12 protein-coding genes are annotated in these 14,595 nt (G+C 39.9%); 4 read left to right on the forward strand and 8 right to left on the reverse strand.

Annotated features, from left to right (window positions below):
• Positions 1 to 18: 18 nt before the first annotated feature.
• Positions 19 to 1,650: a CTP synthase gene (locus tag MN869_RS01535; RefSeq protein ID WP_033132872.1), complete on the reverse strand. Its 1,632-nt coding sequence runs from the start codon at positions 1,648 to 1,650 to the stop codon at positions 19 to 21.
• A 370-nt stretch (positions 1,651 to 2,020) separates the two neighbouring features.
• On the opposite strand from MN869_RS01535, the gene MN869_RS01540 reads away from it, so the two are divergent.
• Complete coding sequence (locus MN869_RS01540) at positions 2,021 to 2,500, forward strand: hypothetical protein (protein ID WP_033132873.1); 480 nt, start codon at positions 2,021 to 2,023, stop codon at positions 2,498 to 2,500.
• Between the two features lie 58 nt (positions 2,501 to 2,558).
• Here the strand turns inward: MN869_RS01540 and MN869_RS01545 are convergent, their stop codons facing one another.
• The 4 genes from MN869_RS01545 to MN869_RS01560 form a co-directional block, all read right to left on the reverse strand.
• Positions 2,559 to 3,644, reverse strand: a complete 1,086-nt coding sequence (locus MN869_RS01545; protein ID WP_033132874.1) for an alpha/beta fold hydrolase — start codon at positions 3,642 to 3,644, stop codon at positions 2,559 to 2,561.
• A gap of 19 nt (positions 3,645 to 3,663) precedes the next feature.
• Positions 3,664 to 4,383, reverse strand: coding sequence for an SGNH/GDSL hydrolase family protein (locus MN869_RS01550; RefSeq protein ID WP_033132875.1), 720 nt, complete (start codon positions 4,381 to 4,383; stop codon positions 3,664 to 3,666).
• Positions 4,384 to 4,422: 39 nt separating this feature from the next.
• On the reverse strand, positions 4,423 to 4,830 hold the full coding sequence (locus MN869_RS01555) for a nuclear transport factor 2 family protein (RefSeq protein ID WP_004806805.1): 408 nt from the start codon (positions 4,828 to 4,830) through the stop codon (positions 4,423 to 4,425).
• A gap of 70 nt (positions 4,831 to 4,900) precedes the next feature.
• On the reverse strand, positions 4,901 to 6,925 hold the full coding sequence (locus MN869_RS01560; protein WP_033132876.1) for an NADPH-dependent 2,4-dienoyl-CoA reductase: 2,025 nt from the start codon (positions 6,923 to 6,925) through the stop codon (positions 4,901 to 4,903).
• A 124-nt stretch (positions 6,926 to 7,049) separates the two neighbouring features.
• Between MN869_RS01560 and MN869_RS01565 the strand changes: the two genes are divergently transcribed.
• Together MN869_RS01565 and MN869_RS01570 are read left to right on the forward strand one after the other, a co-directional pair.
• Positions 7,050 to 7,610, forward strand: a complete 561-nt coding sequence (locus tag MN869_RS01565) for a PadR family transcriptional regulator (RefSeq protein WP_005313568.1) — start codon at positions 7,050 to 7,052, stop codon at positions 7,608 to 7,610.
• Positions 7,610 to 8,530, forward strand: coding sequence for an alpha/beta hydrolase (locus tag MN869_RS01570; RefSeq protein WP_033132877.1), 921 nt, complete (start codon positions 7,610 to 7,612; stop codon positions 8,528 to 8,530). Before MN869_RS01565 ends, MN869_RS01570 begins: the two co-directional genes overlap by 1 nt.
• A 54-nt stretch (positions 8,531 to 8,584) precedes the next feature.
• Here the strand turns inward: MN869_RS01570 and MN869_RS01575 are convergent, their stop codons facing one another.
• Positions 8,585 to 9,628, reverse strand: a complete 1,044-nt coding sequence (locus MN869_RS01575) for a 3-deoxy-7-phosphoheptulonate synthase (protein ID WP_033132878.1) — start codon at positions 9,626 to 9,628, stop codon at positions 8,585 to 8,587.
• A 618-nt stretch (positions 9,629 to 10,246) separates the two neighbouring features.
• Between MN869_RS01575 and MN869_RS01580 the strand changes: the two genes are divergently transcribed.
• Entirely contained in the window at positions 10,247 to 11,821 is a 1,575-nt protein-coding gene (locus tag MN869_RS01580; protein WP_033132879.1) for an ATP-binding cassette domain-containing protein, read from the forward strand.
• 99 nt (positions 11,822 to 11,920) lie between these two features.
• Here the strand turns inward: MN869_RS01580 and MN869_RS01585 are convergent, their stop codons facing one another.
• Both MN869_RS01585 and MN869_RS01590 read right to left on the reverse strand, forming a co-directional pair.
• A complete protein-coding gene (locus MN869_RS01585) occupies positions 11,921 to 14,104 on the reverse strand; it encodes a TonB-dependent siderophore receptor (protein ID WP_243306799.1) in 2,184 nt (727 codons plus the stop codon).
• A gap of 186 nt (positions 14,105 to 14,290) precedes the next feature.
• On the reverse strand, positions 14,291 to 14,581 hold the full coding sequence (locus MN869_RS01590; protein WP_227505269.1) for a hypothetical protein: 291 nt from the start codon (positions 14,579 to 14,581) through the stop codon (positions 14,291 to 14,293).
• Positions 14,582 to 14,595: the final 14 nt, after the last annotated feature.

Consider the following 14,595-nt stretch of genomic DNA (forward strand, 5'->3'; position numbering starts at 1 on the left):
TTATTTAAAACTTAGTACTTACTTTTGATGCTGTTTTTTTGCAGCTTCGATGAAGCTAGCAAATAATGGATGTCCATCACGTGGTGAACTTGTAAATTCCGGGTGGAATTGTACAGCAATAAACCAAGGATGTTCAGGAATTTCTACAGTTTCAACTAAATGTTGTACTGATGAATAACCCGAAATTTTCATCCCTGCTTGTTCAAGTGCAGGAATAAAACGATCATTCATTTCATAGCGATGACGATGACGCTCAGTAATTTCAGCTTTACCATAGACTTCACGTGTCTTCGTGCCTTCAACCAGTTCTGATTTTTGAGCACCTAAACGCATTGTGCCACCCAAGTCAGACTCAAGACTACGTTGCTGTAATTCACCACGTTCATCTAACCATTCAGTAATTAAACCAATCAATGGATATTTGGTTGAACGGTTAAATTCTGTTGAACTTGCTTCTGGCATCGCTGCAACGTTACGCGCATATTCAATCACAGCCAATTGCATCCCTAAACAAATACCAAGGAATGGAATCTTGTTTTCACGTGCATATTGAATGGCTTTCATTTTGCCTTCAGTACCGCGCTCACCAAAACCACCTGGTACCAAGATCGCATCAGCAGTACTTAAAACACTAATATCTTGCTGTTCAAGCTCTTCAGCATTGACATAATCAATCTGGACTTTAACAAGGTTTTGAATCCCTGCATGTAAAAGTGCTTCATTCACAGATTTATAAGCATCTGGAAGCTCTACATATTTACCGACCATTGCAACACGAACTGTGTATTCAGGGTTGAGTAATGCTTCAACGACATTGTCCCAATCTTCAAGGTTTGCTTCTGGAAGCTCATTAAAGCCAAAACGCTCACAGATCAAGTCATCAACGTTTTGCTCATAGAATGTACGTGGAATTTGATAAATCGTTTTCGCATCTTTACATACCACAACGGCACGCGCTTCCACATTTGTGAACAATGCAATTTTACGTTTAGTATCAACATCGACATCATATTCAGTACGGCAGATTAAAATATCTGGCTGAATACCAATTGAAAGAAGCTCTTTCACTGAGTGTTGAGTTGGCTTGGTTTTGAGCTCAGCCGCAGATTTGATATATGGCAACAAAGTTAAATGCATAAGCATGGTACGTTTATGACCAAGCTCTACCATCAATTGACGTACTGATTCCATAAATGGAAGTGATTCGATATCACCAACTGTACCGCCAATCTCAACGATTGCAACGTCGTAACCTTCACCTGCGCGAAGTACACGTTCTTTAATGTTGTCTGTAATATGTGGAATAACTTGAACCGTACCACCTAAGTAGTCACCACGACGTTCTTTATTTAAAACGTCTTGATATACGCGCCCACTGGTAAAGTTATTCAGTTTGGTCATTTTCGCACGACGTAAGAAACGTTCGTAATATCCCAAATCTAAGTCAGTTTCAGCACCATCCTCTGTGACGAAAACTTCACCGTGCTGAAATGGGCTCATGGTACCTGGATCGACATTAATGTATGGATCCATTTTTACCATAGTGACTTTTAAGCCACGAGCTTCCAAAAGTGCAGCAACAGAAGCAGCAGAAATACCTTTACCTAGTGATGAAACCACACCACCAGTGACAAAAATAAAATGGGTCATTGAGTTTCTCGTACAATCGAGCCGAAATCGGCCTACAATGTTGGGCAATTTTACTGTACTCTGCCCCTATAAAGCAAAGTCAAACCGCATCAATTCAAAGAACTATAAACAACTGGCTATTCTATCAGCATTTTCGATAAAAATTTACGGGTTTTGTGGATTTTTCATCCATAAATTACGTTTAACAGGCCAAAATCAATTAAAGCGATACCTAAAATCTTGCATTCATCACTTTTAAATTCTTTGCTGCTCGTCTGTTTAATTGCAAGCATTTATAAAATATAAACAAACTCAACAATTCACAGGGATTTCTTCACATAGATTTACTGTTATAATTGCTGCTGTCCTTATTTAATATGTTGTTTTAGCAATGGCGAATAAAAAACTTTTAATTTGTGCAGCACTTGCGACTGGTCTTTTATTAACTGCTTGTGTGAAAAAAGAAGAACCAAAAAACGAAGAGCAGCAAGAACAGACCGCAACTGAGACTCAAACCCAGCCCGAGCCTGAAAAAATCCAAGAGTTCGAGTCTTTAGAAAGTGTCGATAAACACCAAGCTCCAGCACCGGTTGTAGAAACAACGCGTGAAGAAACACCAAATACAACGACCGAGATTCGTCGTGAGACTCGTCCGGCTCAAACAGAAACGCCTGCTGCAACACAAACACCAACTGAAGCTCCACGCGCAGAAGAGCCGAAACCTGTAAAAGCTGAACACAAACCAGCAAAGACAGAACAGCCTAAAGCAGAACAACCTGTGAAAACTGCAAAACCATCAGCACCAGCTCAAAGTGAAGATGACGCTGTCGCTGCCGCAATCGCTGCTGCAACACCTGCTTTAAATAACTAATTCATTCGTGAAAAGTAAAAAGCCAGTTGCTTTCAACTGGCTTTTTTGTGTCTATAGATTAGTAATTTTTAAAAAAGTCCGCCATCAAACGGGAGGCCCAAGACTTCACCGTTAAACTTTCATAGAAACCACAATGACTTCCCTTTTTGGTGGTTACAACTGCAATATTGTCCATTTGCTGAATGGCATCTTTATAAGGTTCTAAGTTTTTAATTGAACAAACTGGATCATCTTCGGCATTGAGAATCATCAATGGAATTTTGACATTTTCGAAGACATAGATTGGATTAATCGCTTGGCAATAACTCTGATAATCCTGAAATCCTGCCATTTCAAAATATTCTTTTTCAAACTCTTCCAAGCTTGTGGTCGTCAGCACTTTTTCTACAGATGCAATTTGATTCCATGTATTCTGATAAGGATAAATGAAGTATTTAAATAACTTCTTGGTCATCATTTTGCTATAAAACGGATGCACATTTTTAAAACCGATTTCAGTGTTATAACCAGGGCACATTGCAAAAGCAGCTTTGAATGGCGTATCCACCCCTTGCTCGCCTAAATAGCGGACCAAAAGCCCCGTACCAGCTGAGGAACCAACTGCATATAAATCGGATTGTGGAAACAGGTTTTGAATATGCGCAAGTTGTTCTTTCAGATCACTGGTTGAACCAAACAATGAAATACGAGGCACTGGCATTGGCAGTCCTGCATGGCCACGGCGCAAACAAAGTGCAATTCGCCAACCATTATACTCATGCAAATCTTTGACCAGTTCGCGCATACTTTCAGGTGTCCCTGTAATGGTATGCATAATTACAACAGTTGGTGTTTCTACTGGTAGGTCATATCCATACCACGCAACGGCGGTAATCCCTCCATCCTGCATGATCAAACGATCAACACGGTCATATTCAAGTTTAATGGTTTTCTTACGAATCACATCAAAATACAATAAATGTAGATGTGTATTACTCAGCCAAGGCGTAGGACGATATTTTTGCTTTAACTGCGGTAATTTTTCCAAAACATCTTTAATTTTCCCTTTCGGGTCATAGTACATTTTGGGTTGCTCAGCACCGAGCACTGAATCAAGAAGCTCTGAACCTAACACTTTGATTTTATCTAAAGCAGATATACCCATATTCAATAACCGCCTCTATCTACGCATGAGTAAATGTTTGTCGCACCAAAGTTGCGACCTGTTGTCCCCAGATGGCATAGATTTCTTTGCTTGGATGAAAACCATCGCTTGCCATCGGCAAATCCATTGCTTGAAAAGCTTCAATATCATATTGAATAAATCGAAATTGAGATTGTGGTGCCAACCATTGCTGTAATGCCTGATTCATTTGTTCCGCATATTTTCCAAACAGCCAAGCCAAAGGATTAGGTAAAGCCGGAAAATGCTGCATTGGTGGTACACCGGATACAATAATGAGTTTAGGTTGAAACTGATTCTGTATATAAGTGAATAGCTGTTTTTGTTGTTTGAGCCAAGATTTTGCAGAGGTCAGTTTAGTCACATCATTCACACCAATTGAAGTGATAACAACATCATAGCACTGCTGATCTAACTGTTGTACTGCTTGAAAAACCTGTTGAGTGGTATCGCCTGTTTTAGCATGCAATTTCCATTGCAACTGATATTCATTCTGCAACTCAGCAATAATCGCCCCAGATAAAGCCTGTTGTTGGGTTTCAACACCAACACCCGCCGCTGCCGAATCGCCAAGAATGAGTAAAGAAAGTGGCTGACCCTGACCCACGATACCGTGGCGGTCGCCACTTGCTTCCCAAAGACGTGGTGTATTGTTACGAACTTTCATACCCTGTACGACTAATACAGGCAGTAATGCAAAAGTTGAAAGCTTTAACCACATTTTAATTCTCTTAATATTACTTAGGCTATTTTACAGGCATTAATTCGGTTGATACTTGGCAAAGCGTGCACCCATTTTTTCTGCTAATGCGGCCAAACCACTCATCGGGCGAATCATCACTTCAAAATCAATGATTTTGCCTTGTTCATTAAAGCGAATCATATCAATGCCTTTAAGTGATTTCCCGCTGACATTGGCGCTAAATTCCAACACCACATTTTCACCATCTTCAGTATAAAATTCACGGTGATAGGTAAAGTTTTCAAACACCTGAATCACATTCGTCAAAATAAAGAAAACCACGTGTTTCCCTTCATAAGGGTTATAGGCAACAGGCGAACGAAACACAACATCATCGGCCAGCAAATCATTTAAGTTGGATAGGTCACCTGTTTTAATCATCTGATGCCAGTTTTCTAAAGCTTGTTTTGTTGTTTCCAATGTCATTGTTATTCTCCCTTGAGATTTAATGGATAAGTCGGGAGCACTTCCTCAATAGAAATGCTCCCGAGCATGTTTACAATGTTGCTGCTAACTCAGCACCTTGGCGAATTGCTCGTTTAGCATCCAACTCACCCGCTTCTTTGGCGCCACCAATCAAGTGAACACTTTTACCGTCCGCTTTAAGCTGATCAAACATTGCGGTATACGACTCTTGGCCTGCACAAATCACCACATTATCGACTTCAAGCACACGACTTTGACCATCAACGGTAATATGCAAACCTTGATCATCCACCTTGTCGTAGCTTGCGCCGGCAATCATTTTTACATCACGATGTTTTAAGCCTGTACGATGAATCCAGCCTGTGGTTTTACCCAGACCAGCACCAACAGATGCACTCTTACGTTGTAATAAGTAAATCTCACGTTCAGACTTTTCTAACTCAGCCGGTTTTAAGCCACCTACATGCTCGTAAGAAGTATCGATCCCCCATTCTGCATAGAATTTTTCAGGATTTAAGCTGCCACTATCACCTTCATGGGTTAAATATTCTGCCGTATCAAAGCCAATACCACCTGCACCAATAATGGCAACACGCTTGCCTACAGATACTCGCTCTTTCAACACTTGGATATAGCTCAATACTTTTGGATGATCGATCCCTTCAAATTGCAACTGACGCGGCGTCACGCCAGTTGCAACCACGATATCATCATAGTCAGTTTGGCTAAGTTCTTCATAAGTCGCTGTGTGGTTCAGTACCAACTCAATATTCGGCTGCAATTCAATTTGACGTTTGAAGTAGCGTAAAGTTTCGTAGAATTCTTCTTTACCTGGAATGGTCTTGGCAATATTGAACTGACCACCGATTTGATTGCTTGCATCAAAGACCTTAACTTTATGCCCACGACTTGCTGCATATACTGCAAAGCTCAAACCTGCTGGACCCGCACCAATCACCGCAATATTTTTAACCGCATTGGCTTCTTTAAAGATCAGCTCAGTTTCGTAACAAGCGCGTGGATTGACTAAACAGGTGGCAATTTTCATTGAGAAAATATGGTCTAAACAAGCTTGGTTACAACCAATACAAGTATTGATTTCATCGCTACGACCTTCACTGGCTTTTAATACAAACTCAGGATCGGCCAGCATTGGGCGTGCCATAGACACCATATCTGCATGACCAGAAGCCAATACATGTTCTGCCATTTCAGGGGTATTAATACGGTTCGAGGTAATCAATGGGATTGAAACTTGACCTTTCAGTTTTTCAGTCACCCATGTAAATGCAGCGCGCGGTACTTTAGTTGCAATGGTTGGAATACGTGCTTCATGCCAACCAATCCCTGTATTGATAATGGTTGCGCCAGCTTTTTCAATTGCTTTCGCCAGTTGGATGACTTCTTCTAAGCTTGAACCACCTTCAACCAAATCCAGCATCGATAAGCGATAAATAATAATAAAGTTTTCGCCGACTAAATCACGGGTACGCTTTACAATTTCAATCGGGAAACGGATACGATTTTCATAGCTACCACCCCATTCATCATCACGATGATTGGTACGTGCCGCAATAAACTCATTAATTAAATAACCTTCCGAGCCCATGATTTCGACACCATCATAGCCCGCATATTGTGCCAGCTTGGCGCAGTTAGCAAAGTCATCAATGGTTTGCTGTACTTCAGCTGAACTTAATGCTTTAGGTTTAATTGGATTAATCGGTGCCTGAATCGCAGAAGGTGCAACGATCTCAGGCTGATAAGAATAGCGTCCTGTATGCAAAATCTGCATCGCGATTTTACCACCCGCATCATGTACCGCTTGGGTGATCACTTTATGTTTTTCTGCTTCTGCGATGCTATCTAGCTTAGATGCATGTGCAAAGGTAAGACCTGCATCGTTTGGAGCAATACCACCTGTGACGATTAATCCAACATCACCTTTGGCACGTTCTGCATAGAATGCAGCCATACGTTCATAACCTTGATGCGCCTCTTCTAAGCCAACATGCATAGACCCCATCAAGACACGGTTTTTTAAGGTGGTAAAGCCTAAATCAAGTGGCTTTAATAAATGTGGATAAGCTGACATGGTTTCTCCTTTGGCTCGCACTCTGCTAGCTAATGCAACTTGTTGCATAAAGTTATAAACAAGATTTGATTTTTATGCAACATATTGCATAATTCTGATGAGTCATTTTTTATTATGGAACATCATGTCACTCGCCCATGTTTTACTGACCAGCTTATTGGAAAAACCAAGTACAGGTTTTGACTTGGCTCGTCGCTTTGACCGTTCAATGGGCTTCTTTTGGAATGCGACTCATCAGCAGATTTATCGTGAACTCAACGGGATGCTGAAAAAAGGATGGATTTCTACATTAGAAGAACAAGCTGCCAACAGCCGTAAAAAAACTTATCAAGTTGAACAACTTGGAAGGATACAACTGGCATCATGGATTGAACAACAAAGTGAACCTGCTCAACTCCGTGATGATCTCATGGTTAGATTAAGAGCTGAAGCTCAACTCGGTGGCAATAATATTTTGCCCGAATTAGAGCGTCACTTAGTATTGCATAAGGAAAAATTAAGCCTTTATCAAGCTATTCATGATAAAGATTTTAAAGATAACCAACCAACCAATCGCGTTTTGTTTATCCATAAGATGATTCTAGAACTCGGTATCATTAAAGAAAATGAATGGATAAAATGGTTGGAACAAATGATTCCTCAACTGAAAAAGTTTGAAGAAGCCAACAATAGTGGAGAAAAATAATGCCGTTCTATAGCATGCCCGATCAAGAAAAATTATTTGTGCGACGCGTTGGCGAAGGCGAACCTGTGCTCGTCTTATCCGGACTGGGCATGCAAAGCTGGCAATGGCTCCCTTTCTTATTTGCCAATCGTAAACAATATGAATTTATCATTCCCGATTGGCGTGGTTTCGGCGGTTCAAAAAATTGTGCAATTCCAGAGCTCGATGCGATCTCAAGTCATTGGAATGATGTAGACTCGCTGATCCAACAATTAAAGCTCGATCAATTCATCCTGATGGGTTATTCCATGGGTGCAACTACAGCTATGCATGGTATGAAGCATGGTGGCTTAGCTGAGAAACTCAAAGCCTATCTGCATATTGATCAAACCCCTAAAATTGCAGTTGATGATTCTTGGCAATACGGATTGTTTGGTCCAAAGCATCCTCAATTTAAAAGTTTATTGCTTGAGATTCAAACGCTATTACTCGACTATAAACATGCTCAGAAACTAGAGGACTTACCCGATGATATCCGCTATAAGCTGGTCAGCTTGTGGGGTGATTTCATTGAACTGCAAGGCAGCAACAACTATAGCCCTAAAATTTTCAAGCTCGCTCTAAACCGCCCATTCCTGCAAAAATACTTACTGCCAATTCAGCGTTTAGACTATTTACTGTGGTATGTCGAAAATTATCTTAATCATAATGAAGACTATCGTGAAGCCATCAGTCAACTGAATTGCCCAACCACTTTCTTTATTGGTCGTGAATCTACCCTTTACCCAGAAACTGGCCAAACATTGATTGCTGAAAGTCTAAGCAATGCTACAGCGATTTATTTTGAACGTTCTGGACATACACCACTGATTACTGAACCAAGAAAATTCAGCCAAGAGATTGGCCACTTCCTTGCGGCTCAATCGACCCAAGCAGCTTAAGTCGACCGTAAAGAAAAAAGCCAATCAATTGAGATTGGCTTTTTTATGTCTGGTTTATTTTTTATGTCGCATTTTCTCAGCAACATCCAACAACACTTGTGCTGTTTTATCCCAACCTAGGCAACCATCCGTAACCGACTGGCCATAAGTCATATCGCAGGAAATTTTTTGATTACCATCAACCAGATGACTTTCAATCATTACACCACGCACTTTCGATTCAGCACGCTCTGCAATAATTTGCTGTAAAACCTGTGGTTGTAGTAGTGGATCTTTACCGCTATTACCATGACTACAATCAATTACCAGTGCAGGTAATTGTTTATGTTTGAAATGCATCGCTTGAATCGAAGCCAAATCATAGTTGGTACCCTGATTTGAACCACGTAAAATTAAATGCGGTAATGGATTACCTTCACTATGTAAAATCGCAGGCAAACCTTGCTGAGTCATTCCCAAGAATTGATGACCATGCAGTGCTGATTGAATCGCATCCAACGCAATTTGAATCGAACCATCGGTACCGTTTTTGAAGCCAATGCTGTATGGCATATGGCTGGCAATTTCACGATGAATTTGCGACTCACTAGTCCGCGCACCAATTGCGCCCCAAGCCAATAGGTCATCAAAATAACCTGTTGCCATTGGGCTTAAAATCTCACTTGCGATTGGCAAACCTTTCTCGATTAGCTGCAAGTAAAGCTGACGAGATTTTTCTAAACCGAGTTGTAAGTCTGATGATCCATCTAAATTTGGATCATATAAGAAACCTTTCCAACCCACCGTGGTACGCGGTTTTTCAATATATGCACGCATCACCAAGAATATTTGATCTTTAACCTGTTCTTGTAATAGTTGTAGGCGATCAGCATATTCAAGTACTGCGATAGGATCATGAATCGAGCAAGGACCAGTAATCACCATTAAGCGATGATCATGTCCAGATAAAATATTCTGAATCGTTTGACGATGTTTTGAAATTTGCTGCGCTAAAGTGGCAGACAAGGGATACTGCGCTTTGAGTTGTGATGGCAAGCTAAGCATTGATTCTTTTGTATGTGTTTGTGGTTGTGTCAAAGCAGTATTTAAAGCATTCATTTTTCAATTCCTTTGGACTGACCTTCTTCGCAGTCCTATCATTTATTTGAGCAAGTGTGATCTAAGCGATGTTGATTTTTTTGCAAAGTAAAACCAAGAAATCTTGCTAAAATATGAATAATTAAATGTATACATGGTATTTCTCCTAAAATCATGATTGTTAAAGCATAAAAAAACCTGATCGGTGTTGCCGATCAGGTATTAACTGGTTGGGCAACCTTTTTGCTGCCCGAAACGCATCAGGCAACGATCAATATTGCCAAAAGTAAAAGTATGCGTTGGTGTTTACAGTATGCTTTAACATATTTATTTCAAATATCTAAAAAACGGTGTCTAACTATTAAATTACGCACTATTTCAGCATTTGACAAGCACTTTTTATGTTTTTTTAATCATCTCTTCAAAATCTTAAAATTTGACCTTTCATCACTTCCCCCATAGAATAGTGTAAAAATAAACCAATTTGAGATCACGCCAATGAAGTAAGTTCTATTTCCATCATCAAAGTTCATTTTTCTTTTTGATGTGCAAAATAGACTTAGCTATCGTTTAGCGCTGCTTTATTCTAAAACTTATCTCGATCTCTCTATTTTGCATATCCTGTTTATGAGGTTTCTTATGACTCAACAGGCATGTATTGTTTCCAACTTATCCCTTGAATTCGCACAGCGAATACACTTCGACTCGCTTTGCTTTCAACTTCCATTACATCAATTCACAGGATTGATTGGATGCAATGGCCAAGGGAAATCACTATTGATGTCTCTTCTGCATGAACAGACAAAATTCAAGCTCCCTTATTCAGGCCAAATCTCATGGCAGTGTCCGCATCAATATCTGGCTCAACTTCAGCGTGTACAAGCAGATACAATCGCTCAAGCCTTGCATATTGAGGATTTATACCAATGCTTCGAACGGATCCAGCACGGTACTGCAGCTTTTGCCGATTATGACCAAGTCGAACATCTGTGGCATTTACCAACAGAATGGCAACAACTTTTGCAAAGTGCGGATTTACCGATAGATCTTGATACACCTATTCAATATTTGAGTGAAGGCCAAAAAACCAAACTCGCACTGTGTCGCCTATTTCTACTCAAAGATCATTATCTATTACTGGATGAACCGAGTAATCACTTAGATACACGGGGACGAGAATGGTTGATTGAGCAAATGTCTCAACATCCTACAGGTGGACTCATCATTAGCCACGATCGGCAACTACTGTCTCACGTACAGGGGATTTTTTCCTTAAATCAGCTGGGACTACATTATTATGGTGGCAATTATGCGCTATATCATCAGCAGTATCAGTTACACGTCGACGCATTATCACACGCAGTACAGCAAGAAAAACGTGAATTAAAACAGCTGAAAGAGCAGCAACATCAAAGTCAGATGAAAGCCCAAAAACGTCAAAAAACAGGTGAAAAGTTAAGGGCTTCTGGTTCACAAGCTCCCATTCTACTGGATGCTAAAAAAGAGCAATCAGAACAATCTCTCTCACATCTTCGCAAACAACAGAGTAAGCAGCTTGCAGATGCAAAAGACGAATTGCAACAGAAGCAAACTCAACTGGAACATCTCAAAACACAATCTTTCGAATTTGCACATATAGCCAGAAAGTCAGGAGAAATCTTACGTTGTCATCAATTACAACTCCCTTATGCGAAGACAAAACCCATTGATCTTGCAATTATGGCTGGGGAAAAATTGCATTTACGTGGTGCAAATGGAACTGGCAAATCAAGCTTATTAAAAACCCTTCAAGGTTTAATCCCACCACTTACAGGTGAAGTGTATTGCAAAGTAACTTCTATTTATCTTGACCAGAGGCTTTCGCTACTTGATGACACTATTTCAGCACTTGAATATTTACAACATATTGATCCCGGACTAACGGAACAACAAGGGCGAACTTTATTAGGTAACCTTCAAATTCGAAGAGATAAAGCACTTATGCCCATCTCCAGCCTAAGTGGCGGTGAACGCTTAAAAGTGGCTTTGCTTGCCTTAAAGCAACAAGCAGTTGAACTGTTATTTTTAGATGAACCCGAAAATCATCTCGATATCGAATCTCGTGAATTACTGGCTCAAGCAATTCATTCTTTTAACGGTGCTGTGATACTGGTGTCGCATGACAAAACTTTTGTTGAAGCATGCGGAATGACAGCAACTTATATCTTGGTATAGTTTTTTATTTTCAAATTCAGGCATGGCAAAACCATGTTCATGCCTGAACCCAACATTCATCTAAAGCGATCTGATTATTTTATAATTTAAGCACTCGTATCAAAACTTATAGTTCAGAGTTGCCATAAAATTACGTAGCTCCCCCCAAGTATTGATTGCCGTTCTTTTATAAATGGTATTTCCGACATTATCAACATTGATCGCAAGACTGAGATCTGGATTGATCTGATATCTCCCCCTTAGGTTCAAGAGAACATAGTCATCTTGTCGATTAAACTGAGTTGCTACGCCGCGTGCACGTGTATCAAAAATTTCACTTTGCCAATTCACCCCAGCCCCTAATGTCAATTTATCCCATTGATAATTTGTGAACAATTTCAGAGTCTGCCGTGGAAGTGAACTTCCTGTAGCTGTTGTTAAGGTTTTTCCATCACGATCTTTTGCATCTGTGTAAGTATATCCAGCAGAAATATGCCAATCAGGACTCAATTCACCAGCAATCGATAACTCCACACCCTTTACCTTAGCGCCATTCACTGCAATATAAGCAAAATCACCATCGGTCGTAAACTTTTCACCATCCCGAACAGCAAAATTATCTTGCTTGGTTTCGAAGTAAGCAAGGCTGGTATTTAAGCGTTGATTAAAGAATTCTGCTTTTAAGCCTATTTCTGCACTATTTCCCTCTTCTGGGTCTAAGAATTGGCCTGTAACATTTTTTCGAGTAGATGGATTAAAAATAGAGGTATAACTTGCATAGGCAGAGATCTGATCGTTCATATCTAAAATCAAACCCACATAAGGGGTATAGATGTTACTTTGTTTTTGTTCAGTACCTGTATTTTTGCGTTCCCAAGTACTCAAACGTGAGCCTAAAATCAGTTTTACTGGATCTGCTAACTGTAGTTTGGCCGAGGCAAATCCACCAATCTGATATTCATCGGATATCGTCCGCCCAATAGGCGTCAAGTTGATATAGTCTCCCACATCACCATGGTAGTTTTGGATCGGTCTAGATGAAAATTGCCAGACTTTATAAGCAGGATCATTGGCATTTACTTTGTATCCATTGATCCCAAAACTTAATTCATGCTCGCGACCAAGTGCTTGAAACTGCCCTGAAACAAAACTATCAATTGCATGAACTTCAGGTGTATTGATAAACTTACTGCCATGAACACTCATTTCCCTGGGCTTTAAGATAATCGGGTTACCCTCCCAGTCAGTACCATTCACGATACCCTTTTCATCTTGATAATTTAAAGTATAGCCTGCTATGTTTCTAATTTGATCGCTGTCCGTTTTGGAATAACTATAGTTAATCACCCCTTTCCAATTTGAATTAAATTGATGCTCTACACCCAATAATGCATATAGATTATTTACCGCAAGATTTGAGTTGTGAGTTGCTGGATTATCTCTTGGTCCAAAGGTCGTCTGCTTCAAACCATCTCCACTCACAAATGGAAAACCATGTTGTGCAGCATTATAGATTTTATTTTGTTGCAAACTTAGTACGGTTGTTAATGTCGTCTGATCACTGAGATCATAATCTACCGTACCATAGAGTAAGGTTGAATCTTTATGATAACGATCTTGCTGATTACCTCCTGACGAATGTGCCGCAATCAATCGCCCTTTAAGCGTTTTATCTGCGTTCAATCCACCCGATACATCAAACTGACTACGATATCGTTCCCAGCTACCCGCCTGAACTTTAATGGAACCTTGTGTATCTTCGGTCGCGCGTTTGCGTACATAGTTAATACTTGCACTCGGATTACCAGAACCGCCAAGCAAACCTGATGCACCTTTTAGAATTTCGATACGGTCATAAATAGCCGTGTCTTCCATACCAATGTTATAAGTTCCACCAAAAGATGCCGCACTGGTTGGAATACCATCTCGCATAAAATTATTAATCTTAAAACCACGAGCATAATAATCTGAAAAGCCAGCGCCTTCTTGTCCATGCTGACTTTTACTTACCCCAGGTGTTTCCTCTAAAACTTTGCTGATATCTGTTAAATTTTGATCCTCTATTTGTTGTTGAGTAAACACAGTTAAGCTCTGTGGAGTATCTTTTAAATTTAAATCAAGTTTGGCTGAACTACGGCTCGATTGAACAGTATAACGATCACGATTGTTTTCCGCTTTAACCGTTATTGTAGGCAATGTATTGGCAGTGTCGGCTGCCCACACATCTGAACCAATTACCAAGGAAATCGCTGATACTAAAATTCTGGGAGAAAATAATTTTCTGTTGAAAACTAAGGATTCCATGAACACACTCGATTGTAACAATGAAAATAAAAATCATTATCAATCGTAGCAGTATTCTGTCGGCCTGATTTTCATAACAGGCCGTAAATGTAGCCTCTTTGTGCCTATATCATTCTGTCTTGAGTTTGTATAGCACACTTGAGGGTTATGCATTGCTCTTAGCCCTAATAAAAATTTGGACAAGAACTATCTGAATGAAATTTGATTTTCTGTATGAAAAACAGGTGCCGTAATCGAAAAAATCACTCCATCTGGTTTAATCAAGCGCCATTGATCAGAGTCAATTAAATTCAAATGCTCAATTTCATGCTGTTCAATATAAGTCAACCAACAATCACCAAAATCATCATCCGTTCCAATTTTTTCAACTTCAACCCAAAAAGCAATGTAATTCATTAACTTTTGCTTTAGCACTGGGTCAATGATTTCTGAACACTCAATAGTCCCAAAAATATTTGGAAAATCAGTTTCATTCAATATGAAATCACCAA

Origin of the sequence: Acinetobacter sp. NIPH1876, assembly GCF_022808535.1 — a bacterium.
GTDB classification, from domain to species: Bacteria; Pseudomonadota; Gammaproteobacteria; order Pseudomonadales; family Moraxellaceae; genus Acinetobacter; species Acinetobacter higginsii.

Coding starts and splice junctions, on each gene's coding strand:
- MN869_RS01535 (WP_033132872.1), bottom strand. CDS start 1,650: ATGACCCATTTTATTTTTGTCACTGGTGGTGTGGTTTCATCACTAGGT.
- MN869_RS01540 (WP_033132873.1), top strand. CDS start 2,021: ATGGCGAATAAAAAACTTTTAATTTGTGCAGCACTTGCGACTGGTCTT.
- MN869_RS01545 (WP_033132874.1), bottom strand. CDS start 3,644: ATGGGTATATCTGCTTTAGATAAAATCAAAGTGTTAGGTTCAGAGCTT.
- MN869_RS01550 (WP_033132875.1), bottom strand. CDS start 4,383: ATGTGGTTAAAGCTTTCAACTTTTGCATTACTGCCTGTATTAGTCGTA.
- MN869_RS01555 (WP_004806805.1), bottom strand. CDS start 4,830: ATGACATTGGAAACAACAAAACAAGCTTTAGAAAACTGGCATCAGATG.
- MN869_RS01560 (WP_033132876.1), bottom strand. CDS start 6,925: ATGTCAGCTTATCCACATTTATTAAAGCCACTTGATTTAGGCTTTACC.
- MN869_RS01565 (WP_005313568.1), top strand. CDS start 7,050: ATGTCACTCGCCCATGTTTTACTGACCAGCTTATTGGAAAAACCAAGT.
- MN869_RS01570 (WP_033132877.1), top strand. CDS start 7,610: ATGCCGTTCTATAGCATGCCCGATCAAGAAAAATTATTTGTGCGACGC.
- MN869_RS01575 (WP_033132878.1), bottom strand. CDS start 9,628: ATGAATGCTTTAAATACTGCTTTGACACAACCACAAACACATACAAAA.
- MN869_RS01580 (WP_033132879.1), top strand. CDS start 10,247: ATGACTCAACAGGCATGTATTGTTTCCAACTTATCCCTTGAATTCGCA.
- MN869_RS01585 (WP_243306799.1), bottom strand. CDS start 14,104: ATGGAATCCTTAGTTTTCAACAGAAAATTATTTTCTCCCAGAATTTTA.